The sequence below is a fragment of the Streptomyces glaucescens genome, from assembly GCF_002154375.1.
Taxonomy (GTDB): Bacteria; Actinomycetota; Actinomycetes; order Streptomycetales; family Streptomycetaceae; genus Streptomyces; species Streptomyces glaucescens.
In genome coordinates this window covers 1-18,694 of sequence record NZ_MUND01000007.1, presented here as the reverse complement: position 1 = coordinate 18,694, position 18,694 = coordinate 1, and the positions used below count along the sequence as shown (strand labels likewise).

At 73.3% G+C, this 18,694-nt stretch carries 15 protein-coding genes; 4 read left to right on the top strand and 11 right to left on the bottom strand.

The annotated features are described in order from the left end of the window. Positions 1–557: MATE family efflux transporter (locus tag CCN42_RS44060; RefSeq protein WP_245877085.1), on the top strand; the 557-nt coding region annotated here is incomplete at its 5' end. Between the two features lie 30 nt (positions 558–587). Here the strand turns inward: CCN42_RS44060 and CCN42_RS00570 are convergent. The 3 genes from CCN42_RS00570 to CCN42_RS00560 all read right to left on the bottom strand — a co-directional run bounded on the left by CCN42_RS00570 (position 588) and on the right by CCN42_RS00560 (position 2,710). Then, positions 588–1,031: a DUF6299 family protein gene (locus CCN42_RS00570; RefSeq protein ID WP_086732558.1), complete on the bottom strand. Its 444-nt coding sequence runs from the start codon at positions 1,029–1,031 to the stop codon at positions 588–590. Positions 1,032–1,169: 138 nt separating this feature from the next. Further along, positions 1,170–1,568 (bottom strand): RidA family protein, encoded by a 399-nt coding sequence (locus CCN42_RS00565; protein WP_086169722.1) that lies wholly within the window; start codon positions 1,566–1,568, stop codon positions 1,170–1,172. After that, the gene (locus CCN42_RS00560; RefSeq protein WP_086732557.1) at positions 1,565–2,710 is read right to left on the bottom strand and encodes an acyl-CoA dehydrogenase family protein; all 1,146 of its coding nucleotides are present in this window, start codon (positions 2,708–2,710) and stop codon (positions 1,565–1,567) included. Before CCN42_RS00560 ends, CCN42_RS00565 begins: the two co-directional genes overlap by 4 nt. A gap of 266 nt (positions 2,711–2,976) precedes the next feature. Between CCN42_RS00560 and CCN42_RS00555 the strand changes: the two genes are divergently transcribed. Both CCN42_RS00555 and CCN42_RS00550 read left to right on the top strand, forming a co-directional pair. Next, positions 2,977–4,587 (top strand): AMP-binding protein, encoded by a 1,611-nt coding sequence (locus tag CCN42_RS00555; protein ID WP_086732556.1) that lies wholly within the window; start codon positions 2,977–2,979, stop codon positions 4,585–4,587. A 24-nt stretch (positions 4,588–4,611) separates the two neighbouring features. Beyond that, positions 4,612–5,442: a PaaX family transcriptional regulator gene (locus CCN42_RS00550; RefSeq protein ID WP_086732555.1), complete on the top strand. Its 831-nt coding sequence runs from the start codon at positions 4,612–4,614 to the stop codon at positions 5,440–5,442. On the opposite strand, the gene CCN42_RS00545 is transcribed toward CCN42_RS00550, so the two are convergent. Further along, entirely contained in the window at positions 5,426–7,732 is a 2,307-nt protein-coding gene (locus CCN42_RS00545) for a bifunctional salicylyl-CoA 5-hydroxylase/oxidoreductase (protein WP_086732554.1), read from the bottom strand. The two genes, CCN42_RS00550 and CCN42_RS00545, sit on opposite strands and share 17 nt — an antisense overlap. 2 nt (positions 7,733–7,734) lie before the next feature. Beyond that, positions 7,735–8,562 carry an enoyl-CoA hydratase family protein gene (locus CCN42_RS00540; RefSeq protein WP_086732553.1) on the bottom strand — a complete coding sequence of 276 codons (828 nt, stop codon included), beginning with the start codon at positions 8,560–8,562 and terminating at the stop codon, positions 7,735–7,737. 261 nt (positions 8,563–8,823) lie between these two features. Here CCN42_RS00540 and CCN42_RS00535 point away from each other — a divergent pair, with 261 nt between their 5' ends. Continuing rightward, entirely contained in the window at positions 8,824–9,321 is a 498-nt protein-coding gene (locus CCN42_RS00535) for an ATP-binding protein (protein WP_086732552.1), read from the top strand. Here CCN42_RS00535 and CCN42_RS00530 read toward each other — a convergent pair. The 6 genes from CCN42_RS00530 to CCN42_RS00505 form a co-directional block, all read right to left on the bottom strand. Next, positions 9,275–10,708: an amino acid permease gene (locus tag CCN42_RS00530; protein ID WP_086732551.1), complete on the bottom strand. Its 1,434-nt coding sequence runs from the start codon at positions 10,706–10,708 to the stop codon at positions 9,275–9,277. The genes CCN42_RS00535 and CCN42_RS00530 overlap by 47 nt on opposite strands. A gap of 106 nt (positions 10,709–10,814) precedes the next feature. Next, complete coding sequence (gene argF / locus CCN42_RS00525; RefSeq protein WP_086732550.1) at positions 10,815–11,822, bottom strand: ornithine carbamoyltransferase; 1,008 nt, start codon at positions 11,820–11,822, stop codon at positions 10,815–10,817. A gap of 115 nt (positions 11,823–11,937) precedes the next feature. Further along, a complete protein-coding gene (locus CCN42_RS00520; protein ID WP_169731377.1) occupies positions 11,938–13,161 on the bottom strand; it encodes an arginine deiminase in 1,224 nt (407 codons plus the stop codon). A 169-nt stretch (positions 13,162–13,330) separates the two neighbouring features. Next, on the bottom strand, positions 13,331–15,871 hold the full coding sequence (locus CCN42_RS00515) for a polynucleotide kinase-phosphatase (RefSeq protein ID WP_086732548.1): 2,541 nt from the start codon (positions 15,869–15,871) through the stop codon (positions 13,331–13,333). Further along, entirely contained in the window at positions 15,868–17,340 is a 1,473-nt protein-coding gene (locus tag CCN42_RS00510) for a 3' terminal RNA ribose 2'-O-methyltransferase Hen1 (RefSeq protein ID WP_086732547.1), read from the bottom strand. The genes CCN42_RS00515 and CCN42_RS00510 overlap by 4 nt, the downstream gene beginning before the upstream one ends. A gap of 151 nt (positions 17,341–17,491) precedes the next feature. Beyond that, positions 17,492–18,415, bottom strand: a complete 924-nt coding sequence (locus tag CCN42_RS00505) for an LLM class F420-dependent oxidoreductase (protein ID WP_086732546.1) — start codon at positions 18,413–18,415, stop codon at positions 17,492–17,494. Positions 18,416–18,694 lie beyond the last annotated feature (279 nt).

The window sequence follows — 18,694 nt, the reverse complement described above, 5'->3', positions numbered from 1 at the left end:
CGCTGGCCGCGCACACCGCCGTCAACCAGCTCGTGTACATCGTGTTCCAGATCGCCGTCGGCCTCTCGCACGCCGCGTCCCTCGGCGTCAGCCGCGAACTCGCCCTCGGCAACACGGCGGCGGCACAGCGGTTGCAGCGGACCGCGCTGGCGTGCGCGGCGGCGGTGATGGCGGTGGTCGGACTCGTCTACCTGACGGTGCCGAAGCTGGTCCTCGCCCCGTTCCTCGAGTCCGGGGAGGCCGGGGCGATGGACATCGCGACCCAGCTGCTGCTGGTCGCGGCGGTGCTCCAGTTCTTCGACTGCGCCCAGAACATCGGGGTGGGACTGCTGCGCGGCCTGGACGACACCAAGGGCGGATTCCGGGTCACCCTGGTCGGCTACTGGCTGGTCGGCCTGCCCGCCGCCGCGCTGCTGGGCTTCGTGGCGGGACTGGACACCCTCGGCGTCTGGCTGGGGCTGCTCACCGGTCTCGCCACGACGGCGGTGCTGCTGCTGCGCCGGTTCGGGCGGGGCATCGGCCGCCTGAGCACGACATCGGCTCCGGCGGCCGTGTGACCCGGCCGGGTGACCGGTGGGGGTGTGCGCTCAGGACGCGACCAGCGTGACGTCCTGCCGCGGCGACTCCGCGCGGAACCGGGGCACCAGCGGCAGCAGTCCACTGCCCGGGGCCAGCTCCACCAGGGCCGCCTCCACCCGGGTCGTGTCCGTCGCCGGGATGTCGGTCAGCGTCCGGCCCTTGTTCGTCCAGTGGCGCAGCGTGCCGTCGCACACCGCGCGAGTGCTGCCGATGCCGTGCAGCAGCGTCGTCTCCGGGCCGGAGTGGATCAGGGAGGCGCTGACGAAGACCGGGCCGCCGCCGGTGCAGCGGTAGGTGCCGGAGAGGGTGACGGTGCCGTCGGCGGCGAGCCGGGCGACGCGGTCGACGGAGACGGACTCGTGCGGTTCCGCGGCGGTCGCGGGCGTGGCGACGGCTGCGGTGGCCAGTGCCAGGGTGACGGCGGCGGCGCCGAGGAGCGGGCGGACGGGCATGGGGAAACCTCCTGTCGTGGGGCCTCCACTGGTACCCGGCGGGCGGGGCGGCCGGTGTGATCGTCACTCCTTCGGTGGCGCGTCACGCCCGGTCGGTGCGGCCGTTCGGCACCAGGGGCGCCGAGGGCGTCGCGCCGGTCACGGCAGCACGGCGAACCCGTCCAGCTCCACGAGTGCCTGCTCGTCCCACAGCCGTACGACCTCGACGACCGCCATCGCCGGGTAGTCGCGGCCCGCCGACCGCCGCCAGATCCGGCCGAGTTCGGCGGCGTGGGCGCGGTAGCCCGCGACGTCGGTGGCGTAGACGGTGACGCGGGCGAGGCCGGCCGGGGTACCGCCGGCCGCGCGCAGCGCCGTCAGCAGGTTGTCGAGGGCCCGCGCGAACTGCTCGGGCAGGGTCGTACCGGTGATCCTGCCGTCCCTGTCGAGGGCGGTCTGGCCGGCCAGGAAGACCAGCCGGGAGCCGGTGGCGACGACGGCGTGCGAGAAACCGGCCGGCGGGGACAGGTCCGGCGGATTGACGCGCTCGGCGGTCACGGCGCCTCCCCGGACGTGCGCGGTGCCGTGGCCTTGTACAGCTCCTTGGCGATGATGCCGCGCTGGATCTCGCTCGCCCCTTCGTAGATGCGGGGCGCGCGCACCTCACGGTAGAGGTGTTCGAGCGGATGGCCGCGGCGCAGCGCCCGGGCGCCGTGCAGCTGGACCGCCCGGTCGACGACGTACTGCGCGGTCTCGGTGGCGAGCAGTTTCGCCATCGCCGCGCGCAGGGGCACGTCCGGGGCGCCCTCGTCGTACGCCGTCGCCGCCGCGTACACCATCAGCCGGGCCGCCTCGGTCCGCAGGGCCATCTCCGCCACCTGGTGGGCGACCGTCTGCTGCGCGCTGAGCGGGCCGCCGAAGGCCTCGCGGCGGGCCGTGTGGCCGACGGTCGCGTCGAGGGCGGCCTGCGCCATCCCGACGGCGAAGGCGCCGACGCTCGGCCGGAAGAGGTTGAGGGTGCCCATGGCGACCCGGAAGCCCCGGCCGGGCTCCCCCAGCACGTCGTCGGCGGTGACCGGGACGGCGTCGAACTCCAGGGTGCCGATGGGGTGCGGGGAGAGCATGTCGAGCGCGGTCCCGGCCAGCCCGGGCCGGTCGGCGGGCACCAGGAACGCGGTGACGCCGCGGGCGACGGCGCCGGCGGCCGTCCGGGCGAAGACGGTGTAGAAGTCGGCCTCCGGGGCGTTGGAGATCCAGCACTTGCTGCCGCTGAGCCGCCAGCGGGCGGTGCCGTCGGGGGTGGCGGACAGGGCCAGGGCCGCCGCGTCCGAGCCCGCCCCCGGTTCCGTCAGGGCGAAGGCGGCGATCGCGCCGCCCTCGCGGACGGCCGGGAGCCAGCGGGCACGCTGGGCCGGGGTGCCGTGGGCGTGGACGGGGTGGGCGCCGAGGCCCTGGAGGGCGAGCGCGGTCTCGGCCTCGGTGCAGGCGTGGGCCAGGGACTCGCGCATCAGGCAGAGGTCGAGGGCACCGGCGGTGAACAGCCGGTCGAGCAGGCCGAGGTGGCCCAGTTCGGCGACGAGCGGGCGGTTGACGCGGCCCGGTTCGCCCTTCTCGGCGAGCGGGCGCAGCCGCTCGGCGGCCAAGGCGCGCAGCTCGGCGCGCCAGGCGGCCCGTTCCGGGTCGAGTGAGAATGCGGGCACGGACGGTCCTCCTTCGCGAAGGCTGACGCCTCACCCGAACGGTATCGCGCCCCGTTGACTGCCGTCACCAAGGCGATACGCTCCTTGTGCGACCGCGACGCGACGCGACCGCGCCCTCGAACATCTCGAACACCGCGACACCCGCACCCGCAGCGGCCCTCCGCGACACCGACAGCGACAGCGGCCCACCGCGGCCGGCACCCGGCCACGACCCGGTCCCGGCCGCCATCCCACCCGACGCCCACCAGGCAAGGGGGCGAACCGCCATGGACGGCTTTCACGGCCCGACACGCTCGGCCCACGTCGACACCTTCGCGCGCGACCACCTCCCACCGCCCGGCCAGTGGCCCGAACTCCGCTTCGACCTGCCCGAACTGCGCCACCCCGAACGGCTCAACTGCGCCGCCGCGCTCCTGGACGGCCCCCCGGACGACCGCCCGGTCTTCCACACGCCCGGCGGCACCGCCTGGACCTACGGCGACCTGCGCACCCGCGTCGACCGCCTCGCCCACCTGCTCACCGGCGACCTGGGCATCGTCCCCGGCAACCGGGTGCTGCTGCGCGGCCCGACCACGCCCTGGCTCGCCGCCTGCTGGCTGGCGGTGCTGAAGGCGGGCGGGATCGCGGTCACCGTGCTGGCGCAGCAGCGCCCGCACGAACTGGCCACGATGTGCGCGATCGCCCGGGTGCGGCACGCCCTGTGCGACGTCCGGGCGGTCGACGACCTCGCCAACGCGAGGATTCCGGGCCTGCGGATCACGACGTACGGCGGTGACGCGCCGGACGACCTGCTGAACCGCCCGACGCCCGCGACGCCGTACCCGGCCGTGGACACCGCCGCCGACGACGTGGCGCTGATCGCCTTCACCTCGGGCACCACGGGCCGCCCGAAGGGGTGCCTGCACTTCCACCGGGACGTGCTGGCCGTCGCCGACACCTTCGCCCGGCATGTGCTGAAGCCGCGTGCGGACGACGTGTTCGCGGGCAGTCCGCCGCTCGGCTTCACGTTCGGGCTCGGCGGCCTGGTCGTCTTCCCGCTGCGGGCGGGTGCGAGCGCCCTGCTGCTGGAACAGGCGGGCCCGCGCCAGCTGCTGCCCGCGATCGCCGAGCACCGGGTGTCGGTGCTGTTCACCGCTCCGACGGCGTACCGCGCGATGCTCGCCGGCCTGGACGGCCACGACCTGTCCTCGCTGCGCCGCTGTGTCTCCGCGGGCGAGAACCTGCCGGCGGCGACCTGGCACGCCTGGCACGAGCGCACAGGCGTGCGAATCATCAACGGCATCGGCGCCACCGAGCTGCTGCACATCTTCATCTCGGCCGCCGACGAGCGGATCCGTCCCGGGACGACCGGGCTGCCGGTGCCGGGCTGGCACGCGCGCGTGCAGGACGAGAAGGGGCGGCCGGTGCCCGACGGGGAGCCGGGTCTGCTGGCGGTGCGCGGCCCGGTCGGCTGCCGCTATCTGGCCGACCCCCGGCAGAGCGAGTACGTCCGCGACGGCTGGAACATCACCGGCGACACGTATGTGCGCGAGCCCGACGGGTACTTCCGGTATGTGGCACGCGCCGACGACATGATCATCTCCGCCGGGTACAACATCGCCGGCCCGGAGGTCGAGGACGCGCTGCTGCGCCACCCCGACGTGGTGGAGGCGGCGGTGGTCGGCCGGCCCGACGAGGCGCGCGGGGCGGCCGTGGTGGCGTACGTCGTCGTCGCGGACGGCGCCGCCCGGGACGCCGAGGCGCTGCGCGAGTTCGTCATGCGGGAGCTGGCGCCCTACAAGTGCCCACGCGAGATCGTCTTTCTGGACGCGCTGCCGCGCACCGCGACCGGAAAGCTTCAGAGATTCCGCCTACGGAGCGAAGCTGACCAGCAGTGACCGCACGAGCCGACACGACTTAAAATGATCAATGTGTCCGACCAGCACGCTCCCCGCTCCCTCATCGTCACGCTCTACGGAGCGTACGGCCGCCACCTGCCCGGCCCGGTGCCCGTCGCCGAGCTGATCCGGCTGCTGGCCGCGGTCGGCGTGGACGCGCCCTCGGTGCGGTCGTCGGTGTCCCGGCTGAAACGGCGCGGTCTGCTCGTCCCGGCCCGCACCGAGCAGGGCGCGGCGGGCTACGCGCTGTCCCCGGACGCCCGCCAGCTGCTCGACGACGGCGACCGGCGGGTCTACGCCACCGCGCCGCCCGGGGAGGAGGGCTGGGTGCTGGCCGTGTTCTCCGTCCCGGAGACCGAACGGCAGAAGCGGCACGTGCTGCGCTCCCGGCTGTCCGGGCTCGGCTTCGGCACGGCGGCGCCCGGCGTGTGGATCGCCCCGGCCCGGCTGTACGAGGAGACCCGGCACACCCTCCAGCGTCTGGGCCTCGAGGGGTACGTCGACTTCTTCCGCGGCGAGCACCTGGGTTTCGCGCCCACCGTCGAGGCGGTGGCCCGCTGGTGGGACCTGGCCGCGATCGCCAAGCAGCACGAGGCGTTCCTCGACCGGCACGCGCGCGTGCTGCACGACTGGGAGCGGCGGCCGGACACACCGCCCGAGGAGGCCTACCGCGACTATCTCCTCGCCCTGGACTCCTGGCGCCACCTCCCCTACGCCGACCCGGGACTCCCCGCGCGGCTGCTGCCCCAGGACTGGCCGGGGGTGCGTTCGGCGGCCGTGTTCCTGGGGCTGCACGCACGGCTGCGGGACGCGGGGGCGCAGTTCGCGGGCGTCCCCGTCAACTCCTCAGGGTGAGCCGGGGCTTGGGCGCGTCGGCCCGCCCCGTACGCGGCCGTCTGCTGCCCGCCCGGTAGGGGGCCGGCCAGACGGCGCCCGGGCCGTCGTAGCCCTGCTCGGCGGCGGCGTGCAGCGTCCAGTGCGGGTCGTACAGATGCGGGCGGCCGAGCGCGCACAGGTCCGCCCGCCCGGCCAGGATCAGGGAGTTGACGTCGTCCCAGGAGGAGATCGCGCCGACGGCGATCACCGGGACGCGGGCCTCGTGCCGGATGCGGTCGGCGAACGGCGTCTGGTAGGAACGGCCGAACTCCGGCCGTTCGTCGGCCACCACCTGTCCGGTCGAGACGTCGATCGCGTCGGCGCCGTGCGCGGCGAAGGCGCGGGCGATCTCGACGGCCTCGTCCCCGGTGGTGCCGCCCTCGGCCCAGTCGGTGGCGGAGATCCGGACGGTCATCGGCCGCTCCTCGGGCCATACGGCGCGTACGGCGTCGAAGACCTCCAGCGGGAATCGGAGCCGCCTTTGCGGTGAGCCGCCGTAGGCGTCGGTGCGCCGGTTGGTGAGCGGGGAGAGGAAGCCGGAGAGCAGATAGCCGTGCGCGCAGTGCAGTTCGAGCAGGTCGAACCCGGCGCGCGCGGCCCGCGCCGCGGCGGCGGCGAACTGCTCGCGCAGATCGGTGAGCTGGGCGCGGGACAGCTCCCTCGGGGTCTGGCTGCCCGGCCGGTACGGCAGCGGGGAGGCGGCGACCAGCGGCCAGTTGCCCTCGGGCAGCGGCTCGTCCATGCCCTCCCACATCACCTTGGTGGAGCCCTTGCGCCCGGAGTGCCCGAGCTGGACGCCGATCGCGGCGCCGGGGGCGCGCCGGTGCACGAACTCGGTGATCCGCCGCCACGCCTCGGTCTGCCGGCCGGTGTAGAGGCCGGTGCAGCCGGGCGTGATCCGGCCCTCCTCGCTGACGCACACCATCTCGGTCATCACCAGCCCGGCGCCGCCGAGCGCCCGGGCGCCCAGGTGGACCAGGTGGAAGTCGCCGGGGACGCCGTCGGCCGCCGAGTACATGTCCATCGGTGAGACGACGACCCGGTTGCGCAGGGTCAGCCCGCGCAGCCGGAACGGGGTGAACATGGGGGGTGTACCGGGCGGGCAGCCGAACTCGCGCTCCACGGCCCCGGTGAAGCGGGCGTCGCGCAACCGCAGGTTGCCGTGGGTGACGCGGCGGCTGCGGGTGAGCAGGTTGAACGCGAACTGGCGGGGCGGCTGGTTCCGGTGGAGCCGCACGCTCTCGAACCACTCCAGACTGGCCCGGGCGGCGCGCTGGGTGGAGGCGACGACCGGTTTGCGCTCCTCCTCGTAGGCCCTCAGAGCCTCTTCCAGGGACGGCTGTTCCTCCAGGCAGGCCGCGAGGGCCAGGGCGTCCTCGACGGCGAGCTTGGTGCCGGAGCCGATGGAGAAGTGCGCGGTGTGCGCGGCGTCGCCGAGCAGGACCAGGTTCCCGTCGGACCAGCGGTCGTTGACCACCGTGCGGAACGTCGTCCACGTCGACTTGTTGGACCGGAGCGGCCGGCCGCGCAGCGCCTCGGCGAAGATCTTGGCGCACCGGTCGATGGACTCCTGCTCGCCGAGCAGGTCGAAGCCGGCGGCCCGCCAGACCTCCTCGCGCATCTCCACGATCACGGTGGAGGCGTCGGCCGCGTACGGGTAACCGTGCAGCTGCATCATGCCGTGCTCGGTCTCGGCGATCTCGAAGCGGAACGCCTCGAAGGGGAAGTCGGCGGCGAGCCAGATGTAGCGACAGCGGTGGGCGGTCACCCGGGGGCGGAAGACATGGGCGTACGCCTCGCGGGTGGTGCTGTGCACTCCGTCGGCCGCGACGACCAGGTCGTGGGTCTCCCTGAGCCAGGCCGGGTACGGCGCCTCCGACTCGAAGCGCAGCTCCACACCGAGGGCGCGGCAGCGTTCGTGCAGGATCTCCAAGAGGCGCTGCCGGCCGAGGGCGGCGAAGCCGTGGCCGCCGGAGGTGTGGCGGGTGCCCCGGTGGGTGATGTGGATGTCGTCCCAGCGGACGAAGTCCCGCTGGAGGGCCTGGAAGACGAGCGGGTCGGCGTGTTCGATGCCGCCGAGGGTCTCGTCGGAGAGGACGACGCCGAAGCCGAAGGTGTCGGTGGGGGCGTTGCGTTCCCACACGGTGACGGTGCGCCGGGGATCGAGGCGTTTGAGCAGGACGGCGGCGTAGAGGCCGCCGGGGCCGCCGCCGATGACCGCGATGCGGAGGGGGTGGTTCGTGGTCGCTCGCGCCCCTGGGCGTGTCATGGTCACCGTCCGCTCCACTTGGGAGGGCGCTTCTCGGTGAACGCCGCGTGGAACTCCTTGTAGTCGTCGCCGGTCATGAGGAGGGCCTGGGTCGAGGCGTCCAGTTCCACCGCCGCCGCCAGCGGCATGTCCAGTTCCGCGGTCAGCAGGGCCTTGGTCTGGGCGTACGCCAGGGCGGGTCCCTCCGCGAGGCGGCGGGCCAGGGCCCGGGCTGCCTCGTCGGCCCGCCCTTCCTCCGTCAGCTCGCTGATCAGGCCGATGCGTTCGGCCTCGGAGGCCCGGACCGGTTCGCCGAGCATCAGGAGGCGGGTCGCGTGGCCGAGGCCGACGACCCTCGGCAGCAGGTAGGCCGCGCCCATGTCGCCACCGGACAGGCCGACGCGGGTGAAGAGGAAGGCGAAGCGGGCGGTGGGGTCGGCCACCCGGAAGTCGGCGGCCAGGGCGAGCACCGCGCCCGCGCCCGCCGCGACGCCGTGCACCGCAGCGATCACCGGGAACGGGCATTCCCGGACGGCGCGGACCACCTGGCCGGTCATCCGGTTGAAGTCGAGGAGCCGGGCGGTGTCCAGGGCGAGGGTGGCGCCGATGATCTCGTCGACGTCGCCGCCGGAGCAGAAGCCGCGCCCCTCGCCCGCGAGCACCAGGGCGCGCACGGCCCGTTCCCGGGACAGTTCGGCGAGCAGGTCCCGCAGGTCGGCGTAGGCGCCGAAGGTGAGCGCGTTGAGCTTGTCGGGGCGGGTGAGGGTGACGGTGGCGACGCCGTCGGCGAGGTCGACGCGCAGATGCCGCCAGCGGGTGGTGCGGGTGGCGGAGCCGGTGAAGGGACTCATGGCGGGGCGGCCTCCTCGGGGAGACGATGCCCTACGAAGTTATCACTCGTACGTGACTGTCGTCATGAGTGCGCGATACGCCGGGTATCCGTGACGGTGTGACCGATCGTCGTCGGGTCCTCGACAGGCGGGTAACGGCGGGAGCTGCCGTGCGCGGCGGGGCGGTGCCGTGGGTAGGCCGCCCGGTGCCGGGAGCGGAGATCCCGGCCGGTGCCCGTCTCGGGTCTCCGCCGGGCGGCGCCGTACCATTCGTCATGTTGAATGCGGGATCACCTGCGCCGGCCGCAGGGACCCCGGGCCACGAACGGACTCGCCTTGCACGAACGCCCCTCACCCCCCGCCTCCTGGCGCGTCGCGCTGCCGCACTCCGCCGCGGCCGTGCCCGTGGCCCGGGCGCTGGTGCGCACCGCCCTGGCCGAGCTGGAGCACGGCAGCGACACCGACACCGCCGAGCTGCTCACCGCGGAGCTGGTGGCGAACGCCGTGGAGCACACCTCCGGGGACGCCCCGATAGAGCTGGTGGTGGAGCTCCTGCCGACCGGCTGCAAGGTCGAGGTGCACGACCCGGACCCGGCGCCGCCGGGCGATCTCACCCATCCGGCGGAGATCGAGCCCGACCCCTGGCAGGAGGGCGGGCGCGGACTGCTGCTGATCCGCGCCCTCAGCTCGGCGTGCGGCCACCGCCCCACCGAGTCCGGCAAGGCGGTGTGGTTCAGACTGGCTGCGGTACCGCGTCAGTGGCGTCCGCGTCCGGCGTGACCTGCGCCAGCCGTGACCGGCGGCGCCCGTAGCCGAGGTACACCAGCAGTCCGGCGGCCAGGAAGACGGCGAACTGGAGCCAGGTCGTCCAGCCGGTCTCGTACATCAGGTAGAGGCAGCAGCCGACACCGAGCAGCGGCAGCACCGGGTACAGCGGCACCCGGAAGGTGCGGGGCAGCTCCGGTTCCCTGCGGCGCAGCGCGATCACCGCGATGTTGACGGCGGCCATCACGGCCAGGGTGCCGATGGTGCAGAGGTTGACCACGGCGTCCAGCGAGGAGAAGGCCGCGGGGACGGCGAAGACGACCGCGATGATCAGGGTGCCCGCGACCGGGGTGGCGGTGCGCGGCGAGACCTTCTCGAAGACGGCCGGGATCAGTCCGTCCCGGGACATCGACATCAGGATGCGGCTCTGGCCGTACATCACGGCGAGCACCACCGAGGCGATCGCGACCACCGCGCCGAAGGCGACGATCCCGCCGCCGACGCCGGAGCCGGTGACCTCGTTGACGACGTAGGACAGCGCCGCCGGCCGCCCGCCGACCGCGTCGCCGCCGATGGCGCCGATGGCCGCGAGCGCGACCGCGCAGTAGAGCACCGTGACCACACCGATGCAGACCAGGATGGCGATGGGGATGTCCCGGCGGGGGTTCTTCGCCTCCTCGCCGGCCGTGGTGATCGCGTCGAAGCCGATGTACGAGAAGAAGGCGGCCGTGGTGCCGGCGCCGATCCCGGCGAGCCCGGCGGGCGCGAACGGCATCAGGTTGCCGTCCTGGAAGGCGCTGAAGCCGATCGCGCAGAAGGCGACCAGGATGGCCAGCTTGAGGACCGCCATGGCGGCGGTGGCGCGGGCGCTCTCGCGGACGCCGCGCACCAGGAGGGCGGCGGCCATGGCGATGACGATCACGGCCGGAAGGTTGACGACACCGCCGTCACCGGGGCTCGCGGAGAGCGCGGCGGGCAGCTGGACGCCGAGCAGGCTGTCGAGGAGTTCGTTGACGTACTGGCTCCAGCCGACCGCGACCGCGGAGACGGAGACGCCGTACTCCAGGAGCAGGCACCAGCCGACCAGGAAGGCGGTGGTCTCGCCGAGTCCGGCGTAGGCGAAGGAGTACGAGGAGCCGGACACCGGGATCGCGCCGCCCAGCTCGGCGAAGGCGAAGGCGGTGAACACGCAGGTGATCGCGGCGAGCACGAAGGAGACGACGACGGCCGGGCCGGCCTGGGCGACCGAGTCGGAGAGGCCGACGAAGATGCCGGTGCCGACGATCGCGCCGACGCCGAAGCAGATCAGCTGGAACAGGCCCATCGAGCGACGGAGGCCGTGGCCCTCGCGGTCGGCGCCGGATTCGGCCACCAGGAGGGCGGGGGATTTGGTGCGGGGCATGCGGGTGGTGCTCGTTTCTGGGGACGGACATGCGCCCCGGGTGGGGGGCGCGCGGCGGCTTCGGAAGGGGTGGCTCCGGGCCGCGGACAGCATAAGGCCTGGCCGGTCAGGCCAGGGTCGCCACCAGCACGGCCTTGATGGTGTGCAGACGGTTCTCGGCCTCGTCGAAGACGACGGAGTGGGCCGACTCGAAGACCTCGTCGGTGACCTCCAGGGAGTCCAGGCCGTGGCGGGCGTGGATCTCCCGGCCGACCTTGGTGCCCAGGTCGTGGAAGGCAGGGAGGCAGTGCAGGAACTTCACGTCCGGGTTGCCGGTGGCGCGCAGCACGTCCATCGTCACCGCGTACGGGCCGAGGGCGGTGATCCGCTCGTCCCAGACCTCCTTGGGCTCGCCCATGGAGACCCAGACGTCGGTGGCGACGAAGTCGGCGCCGCGCACGCCCTCCTCGACCGACTCGGTGAGGGTGATTCGGGCGCCGCTGGTCCCGGCGAGCGCGCGGGCCCGGTCGACGATCTCCTGGGCGGGCCAGTAGGACTTCGGGGCGACGATCCGCACGTCGAGGCCGAGCAGGGCGCCGGTGACCAGGTAGGAGTTGCCCATGTTGAAGCGGGCGTCGCCGAGGTAGGCGAAGGCGATCTCCCTGACGGGCTTGTCGGTGTGCTCGGTCATGGTGAGCACGTCGGCGAGCATCTGGGTGGGGTGCCAGTCGTCGGTGAGGCCGTTGTAGACGGGCACGCCCGCGTGCGCCGCCAGCTCCTCGACGCCGGCCTGGCTGTCGCCCCGGTACTCGATGGCGTCGAACATCCGGCCGAGCACGCGGGCGGTGTCCTTCACGGACTCCTTGTGGCCGATCTGCGAGCCGGACGGGTCCAGGTACGTCGTCGAGGCGCCCTGGTCGGCGGCGGCGACCTCGAAGGCACAGCGGGTGCGGGTGGAGGTCTTCTCGAAGATCAGCGCGATGTTCCTGCCCCGCAGGTACCGCGTCTCGGTCCCGGCCTTCTTCGCGGCCTTCAGCTCGGCGGCCAGCTCGACCAGCCCCAGGAACTCCTGCTCGGTGAAGTCGAGCTCCTTGAGGAAGTGGCGGCCGGCGAGGGCGGTCGGGACTGTCGCCATGGGGGCGCTCCAGGGGACGGGGGCGGAATGACCCTGGAAGTCTATACGATGCGCGGCATTAATATACGGCTCCGCCGTGTCGCCAGGGACCGGGCCGACGCCCTGTGGTCAGGCCTTATACCGCCTCCCGCTGCACCGGGCAGCTCATACAGCGCGGCCCGCCCCGACCCCGGCCCAGCTCGCTGCCCGGGATCTCGATCACCTCGATGCCCTGCTTGCGCAGATGCGTGTTGGTGGTGGAGTTCCGCTCGTAGGCGACGACCACGCCCGGCTCCACCGCGAGCACGTTGCAGCCGTCGTCCCACTGCTCCCGCTCCGCCGCGTGCACGTCCTGGGTGGCGGTCAGCACCCGGATCTCGCTCAGGCCCAGCGCGGCGGCGATCGCGCGGTGCATGTGCTCCGGCGGATGGTCGGTGACCTTCAGCTCCTTCTCCTCGGTGCCCGGCTCGATGGTGTACGAGCGGAGCATGCCGAGGCCCGCGTACTGGGTGAAGGTGTCGCCGTCGACCATCGTCATCACGGTGTCGAGATGCATCAGCGCCCGCCTCTTCGGCATGTCGAGCGCCACGATCGTCCGCGCGGACCCGGCCGCGAACAGCTTGTGCGCGAGCATCTCCACGGCCTGCGGGGTGGTGCGCTCGCTCATGCCGATGAGGACGGCGCCGTTGCCGATGACGAGGACGTCGCCGCCCTCGATGGTGGAGGGGTAGTCGGCCTGGCCCTCCGACCAGAGGTGGAAGTCCTCGCCGCGGAAGAGCGGATGGTGCCGGTAGATCGCCTCGAAGTGCACCGTCTCCCGCTGGCGGGCGGGCCAGCGCATGGCGTTGATGGAGACGCCGTCGTAGATCCAGGCGGAGGTGTCCCGGGTGAAGAGGTGGTTCGGCAGGGGGCGCAGCAGGAAGTCGTCCAGATCCATCACGTGGAACCGCACCGAGACGGGCTCCGCGTGGGCGTCCAGGAACTCCCGCTTCGTCATGCCGCCGACCAGCGCCTCCGCCAGCTCGCGGGCGGGCAGGGTCTCGAAGACCGCGCGCAGATGGTCCGTGGCGAGCGGGCCGTACTCCTTCTCGTCGAAGACCCGGTCCAGGACCAGCTTCCGGGCCGCCGGGATCTCCAGGGCCTCGGTGAGCAGATCGCCGAACAGGTGGACGGTGACGCCCCGGTCGCGCAGCACGTCGGCGAAGCCGTCGTGCTCGGCCCGTGCCCGGCGCACCCAGAGCACGTCGTCGAAGAGCAGGGCGTCCTTGTTGCTGGGGGTGAGCCTTTTGAGCTCGAGATCCGGCCGGTGCAGGATGACGTGGCGCAGCCGCCCGGCCTCGGAGTCGACATGGAATCCCATGCCTCCATCCTGACCATTCGCGCGCCTGTTCACCCCCGCATCGACCGTTTCGCCGCCGGCCCGGGCCGGCTCTCGCCCGCCGGCCCGGGTCCGGCCTGGAGCGCCGCTCCGCGGGGGCGCTCCAGGCCGGACCCGTCGTCGCGGCTCAAGCCGCGGGTCAGAGCGCGGCTCAGAGCCGCGGATCCACCGGCTCGGACTCCAGGGCGAGCACCCCGAAGACCGCTTCGTGGACCCGCCACAGCGGCTCCCCCTCGGCCAGCCGGTCCAGGGCCTCCAGACCGAGGGCGTACTCGCGGACGGCCAGCGACCGCTTGTGGTTCAGGAACCGCTGCCGCAGCCGGGCCAGGTTGTCCGGGCGGGTGTACTCGGGACCGTAGATGATCCGCAGGTACTCCCGGCCGCGGCACTTGATGCCGGGCTGCACCAGCCGCCCCTCGCCGTCGCGGACCAGCGCGCCGACCGGTTTGACGACCATGCCCTCGCCGCCGCGCCCGGTCATCTCCAGCCACCAGTCGACGCCGGCCCGCACGGACTCGGGGTCCGCGGTGTCGACGTACAGCCGTCGCGTGGTCTGCAGCAGCCCGGTGCCGTCGTGCTCGACGAGCCGGTCCAGCAGGGCCAGCTGTTCGTCGTGGGGCAGCCCGGCGAGGCTGCGCCCCCGCACGGCGAGGATCTGGAACGGGGCCAGGCGGACGCCGTCCAGGCCCTCGGTGGTCCAGCAGTAGCGGCGGTAGGCCGCGGTGAAGGCCGCCGCGTCGGCGGCCCGTTCGCGCTGCCGGTCCAGCAGGCCGCCGACCTCCACGCCCCGCGCCGCGGCGCCCTCCAGGGCGGCCAGTACGCCCGGGAACACCGCGCCGGAGGCGGCGCCGACGGCGGCGTACTGACTGCGCAGCAGCCCGGACGCCTTCAGCGACCACGGCATCAGCTCGGCGTCCAGCAGCAGCCAGTCGGTGTCCAGTTCCGTCCACAGCCCGGCCGCGCCGATCGCCTCGCGCAGCCGGCCGAGGACCGCCTCGGTGGCGGTGCCGTCGTCGAAGAAGGGCCGCCCGGTGCGGGTGTAGAGAGACCCGGTGGGCCCGTCCACCCCGAACCGCCGGCGCGCCGCCTCCGCGTCCCTGCACACCAGGGCCACGGCCCGCGAGCCCATGTGCTTCTCCTCGCACACGACCCGCGCGACCCCGTCCCTGGCGTACTGCGCGAACGCCTCCGCCGGGTGCTCCAGGTAGCCGTCGACGGTGCTGGTGGCGGTCGGGGCCATGGTCGGCGGGAGGTACGGCAGCAGCCGGGGGTCGACCGCGAAGCGGCTCATGACCTCCAGGGCGGCGGCCCCGTTCTCCTCGCGCACCGATATCCGGCCCGCGTGCCGGGTCTCCACGATCCGCCGGCCGTGCACGTCGGCCAGGTCCAGCGGCCGGCCGTCGTGCCCGCCGGGGGCCTCGCTGCGCAGCGGCTTCACCGGCTCGTACCAGACCCGCTCCGCCGGTACGTCGACCAGCTGCCGCTCCGGCCAGCGCAGCGCGGTGAGCTTGCCGCCGAAGACGGCGCCGGTGTCCAGGCAGATGGTGTTGTTCAGCCAGGTGGCCTCGGGCACCGGGGTGTGGCCGTAGACGACGGCCGCCCGGCCCCGGTAGTCCTCCGCCCACGGGTAGCGCACCGGCAGGCCGAACTCGTCGGTCTCGCCGGTCGTGTCGCCGTACAGGGCGTGGCTGCGGACCCGGCCGGAGGTGCGGCCGTGGTACTTCTCCGGCAGACCGGCGTGGCAGACCACCAGCTTGCCGCCGTCCAGGACGTAGTGGCTGACGAGTCCGTCGATGAACTCGCGCACCTCCTGCCTGAACTCCTCGCTCTCGCCCTCCATCTGCTCGACGGTCTCGGCGAGCCCGTGGGTGTGCTGCACCTTGCGGCCCTTGAGGAAGCGGCCGTACTTGTTCTCGTGGTTGCCCGGCACGCACAGCGCGTCGCCCGACTTCACCATGGACATCACACGTCGCAGCACGCCGGGGCTGTCCGGGCCGCGGTCGACCAGGTCGCCGACGAAGACTGCGGTACGGCCCTGCGGGTGCACGCCGTCGACGTAGCCCAGCTTGCCGAGCAGTGCCTCCAGTTCGGCGGAGCAGCCGTGGATGTCGCCGATGATGTCGAAGGGGCCGGTGAGGTGCGTGAGGTCGTTGAACCGCCTCTCGGTGACGACGGTGGCGTGCTCGGCCTCCGCCACGCCCCGCAGGACGTGGACCTTGCGGAACCCTTCGCGCTCCAGGTGCCGCAGCGAGCGCCTGAGTTCGCGGATGTGGCGCTGGATCACGCGGCGCGGCATGTCGGCGCGGTCGGTGCGGGTCGCGTTGCGTTCCGCGCACACCTCCTCGGGCACGTCGAGCACGACGGCTATCGGCCGGACGTCGTGCTGCCTGGCCAGGTCGAGCAGCTGCCGCCGGGCCTCCTTCTGCACGTTGGTGGCGTCCACCACCGTGCGGCGGCCGGCTGCCAGCCGCTTGCCCGCGATGTAGTGCAGGACGTCGAAGGCGTCCTGCGTCGCGCCCTGGTCGTTCTCGTCGTCGGAGACCAGACCGCGGCAGAAGTCGGAGGAGATCACCTCGGTGGGCCTGAAGTGCCGGCGGGCGAAGGTCGACTTGCCGGAGCCGGAGGCGCCGATGAGCACGACGAGGGAGAGGTCGGTGACGGGAAGGACCCGTCCCTTCGGGGTCTCGGTCACGCTGCCTTCGCCTCCTTCTCGTTCGTGTGGGTGTTCCTGGTGAAGACGGCCATCTGCGTGGGCGGCCCCACCTCGGGGTCGTCCGGTCCGACGGCCACGTACCGCACGTCGTACCCGTGCCGTTCGGCCACCGCGCCGGCCCAGGTCCGAAACTCCTCGCGGGTCCACTCGAAACGGTGGTCGCGGTGCCGGACATGGCCGGCCGGGAGACTCTCCCAGCGGACGTTGTACTCGACGTTCGGGGTGGTCACGAGGACCGTGCGGGGGCGGGCCGCGCCGAACACCGCGTACTCCAGGGCGGGCAGCCGGGGCAGGTCCAGGTGCTCGACGACCTCGCTGAGGACGGCCGCGTCATAGCCCTTGAGCCGGCCGTCGGTGTAGGCGAGCGAGCCCTGGAAGAGCCGCACGCGCGAAGCCTGCCGCTCCCCCATGCGGTCCAGTCTCAGCCGCCGGGAGGCGATGGTGAGGGCGCGCATCGACACGTCGACGCCGACGATCTCGGTGAACCGCGGGTCCTTGAGCAGCGTCTGCACCAGGTGCCCCTCGCCGCAGCCCAGGTCCAGGACGCGGGCGGCGCCGGCCTCGGTGAGTGCCGCGACGATGGCGTCGCGCCGCTGCACGGCGAGCGGGGTCGGCTTCTCCTCGGCCTCCGCCTCCGCAGCGACGGCGTTGTCGATCGCCTCGACCTCGCTGTCGTCCGTCTCGGCCAGCCGCACCAGTTCAAGGCGGGCCATCGCCTCCCGGGTCAGCGACCAGCGGCGGGAGAGATAGCGGCTGGTGATCAGCTTCTGCTCCGGGTGGTCGGGCAGCCAGCCCTCGCCGACCCGCAGCAGCTTGTCGACCTCGTCGGCGGCGACCCAGTAGTGCTTGGCGTCGTCGAGGACCGGGAGCAGCACGTACAGGTGCCGCAGCGCCTCGGCGACCGTGCGGGACTCCGACTCCAGAACCAGCCGCACGTACCGGGAGTCGCCCCACTCGGGGAACTCGGTGTCCAGGGCGACGGGTTCGGCGGTGACCGTCCAGCCCAGCGGCTCGAAGAGCCGGCGGACGAGGCCGGGGCCTCCGCGGGCGGGCAGCGCGGGCACCTCGACGCGCAGCGGCCGGGCCTGCGCGGGCAGCTCCGGCCGGGCGCCGCACACTCCGCGCATCGCGCTGGAGAAGACGGCGCCGATCGCCACCGCGAGCAGCGAGGAGGCGGCGTACGGGCGGTCGTTGACGTACTGCGCGAGCGCCGCGTCGGGGGCGCCGCCGCGGCCCTTGCCCTTGCCGCGCCGGACCAGTGCCACCGCGTCCACCTCCAGCAGCAGCGCCGCCGTGCACCGCTGCTCGTCCGCCTCGGGGTAGAGGACGTGCGCGGTGCCGTAGGAGGTGGAGAACGCCTGCGCCTTCCCGGGATGCTTGTGCAGCAGGTAGCCGAGGTCGGTGGCCGGGCGTTCGGGGGTGCCGGTGGTACTGATCGTCAGGAACATGCGGAGGGCCTCTCCGGCGGAAGGGTCGGAAAACAGGGACGGCCTACGCGAAAGCCCCCAGGAGTGGTGATCCTGGGGGCTTCGGCAGGATGACCGTCGTACCATCGCACACCGGTCCGGACCTGCGCCTACGGTTATTCGCGACGGCGTGCTACGACAGCTGGGACTGCACCCGGGCGGCGATCAGTTCCAGGTGGTCCAGGTCGTCGAGGTCGAGGACCTGGAGGTAGATCCGGCTCGACCCGGCCTCCGCGTAGCGGCCGATCTTGTCGACGACCTCGGCCGGGGAGCCGGCCAGCCCGTTGAGCTTCAGCTCGTCGACCTCGCGGCCGATGGCGGCGGCGCGGCGGGCCACCTCGGCGTCGTCCTTGCCGACGCAGACCACCAGGGCGTTGGAGTAGACGAGGTCGGCGCCCTTGCGGCCGATCTCCTCCGCGGCGGCACGCACCCGGCCGAACTGGCGCACGCTGTCCTCGACGGAGGCGAAGGGCATGTTGAACTCGTCGGCGTACCGGGCGGCGAGACGCGGGGTACGGGTGGCACCGTGGCCGCCGATCAGCACGGGCACCTTCGACTGCGCGGGCTTGGGCAGCGCGGGCGAGTCGGTGAGGTCGTAGTACCTGCCGTGGAAGTCGAAGGTCTTGCCGGGCTCCGTGCCCCACAGACCGGTGACGATCGCCAGCTGCTCCTCGAGGCGGCCGAACTTCTCCTTCGGGAACGGGATGCCGTACGCCGTGTGCTCCTCCTCGAACCAGCCGGCGCCCAGCCCCAGCTCCACCCGGCCCCCGGACATCTGGTCGACCTGCGCGACCTGGATGGCGAGCACACCGGGCAGCCGGAAGGTGGCGGCGGTCATCAGCGTGCCCAGCCGGATCCGCTTCGTCTCACGGGCGAGACCGGCGAGGGTGATCCAGGCGTCCGTGGGGCCGGGGAGGCCGTCGACGGAGCCCATCTTCAGATAGTGGTCGGAGCGGAAGAACGCGTCGAACCCCAGATCCTCGGTGGCCTTGGCCACGGTGAGCAGGGTCTCGTAGGTGGCGCCCTGCTGGGGTTCGGTGAAGATTCGAAGGTCCATGGGTCCATCCTGCCCGGTGGCGGTTCGGTCGGGACGCCGCGGGTCCGACGGGGCGTGGCGGGGCGGCCGGGCGGGCGCCGTGCGGCCGCGCCGGGCGGGGTGTCCCGCGGGTCGTCGTGCGGGTGCGCCCCGTTCCCCCCGGGCGGGTGAAGATCGTCGACTCCGGGGCGGGGGCGTGCCGGGGCAGGTGACCCGGTCCGATGGTGATCGTCGGCCCGGGGCGAGCCGGGCCTCTCGGCTTCCGCACCGGTGTGCGCCGCCGGGGCCGCTGGCGTGAGC

Excerpts from the sequence above, each read along its gene's own strand:
- CCN42_RS00570 (WP_086732558.1), bottom strand. The coding sequence starts at position 1,031 with ATGCCCGTCCGCCCGCTCCTCGGCGCCGCCGCCGTCACCCTGGCACTG.
- CCN42_RS00555 (WP_086732556.1), top strand. The coding sequence starts at position 2,977 with ATGGACGGCTTTCACGGCCCGACACGCTCGGCCCACGTCGACACCTTC.
- CCN42_RS00550 (WP_086732555.1), top strand. The coding sequence starts at position 4,612 with ATGATCAATGTGTCCGACCAGCACGCTCCCCGCTCCCTCATCGTCACG.
- CCN42_RS00545 (WP_086732554.1), bottom strand. The coding sequence starts at position 7,732 with ATGACACGCCCAGGGGCGCGAGCGACCACGAACCACCCCCTCCGCATC.
- CCN42_RS00540 (WP_086732553.1), bottom strand. The coding sequence starts at position 8,562 with ATGAGTCCCTTCACCGGCTCCGCCACCCGCACCACCCGCTGGCGGCAT.
- CCN42_RS00535 (WP_086732552.1), top strand. The coding sequence starts at position 8,824 with ATGCGGGATCACCTGCGCCGGCCGCAGGGACCCCGGGCCACGAACGGA.
- CCN42_RS00530 (WP_086732551.1), bottom strand. The coding sequence starts at position 10,708 with ATGCCCCGCACCAAATCCCCCGCCCTCCTGGTGGCCGAATCCGGCGCC.
- argF (WP_086732550.1), bottom strand. The coding sequence starts at position 11,822 with ATGGCGACAGTCCCGACCGCCCTCGCCGGCCGCCACTTCCTCAAGGAG.
- CCN42_RS00520 (WP_169731377.1), bottom strand. The coding sequence starts at position 13,161 with ATGGGATTCCATGTCGACTCCGAGGCCGGGCGGCTGCGCCACGTCATC.
- CCN42_RS00510 (WP_086732547.1), bottom strand. The coding sequence starts at position 17,340 with ATGTTCCTGACGATCAGTACCACCGGCACCCCCGAACGCCCGGCCACC.
- CCN42_RS00505 (WP_086732546.1), bottom strand. The coding sequence starts at position 18,415 with ATGGACCTTCGAATCTTCACCGAACCCCAGCAGGGCGCCACCTACGAG.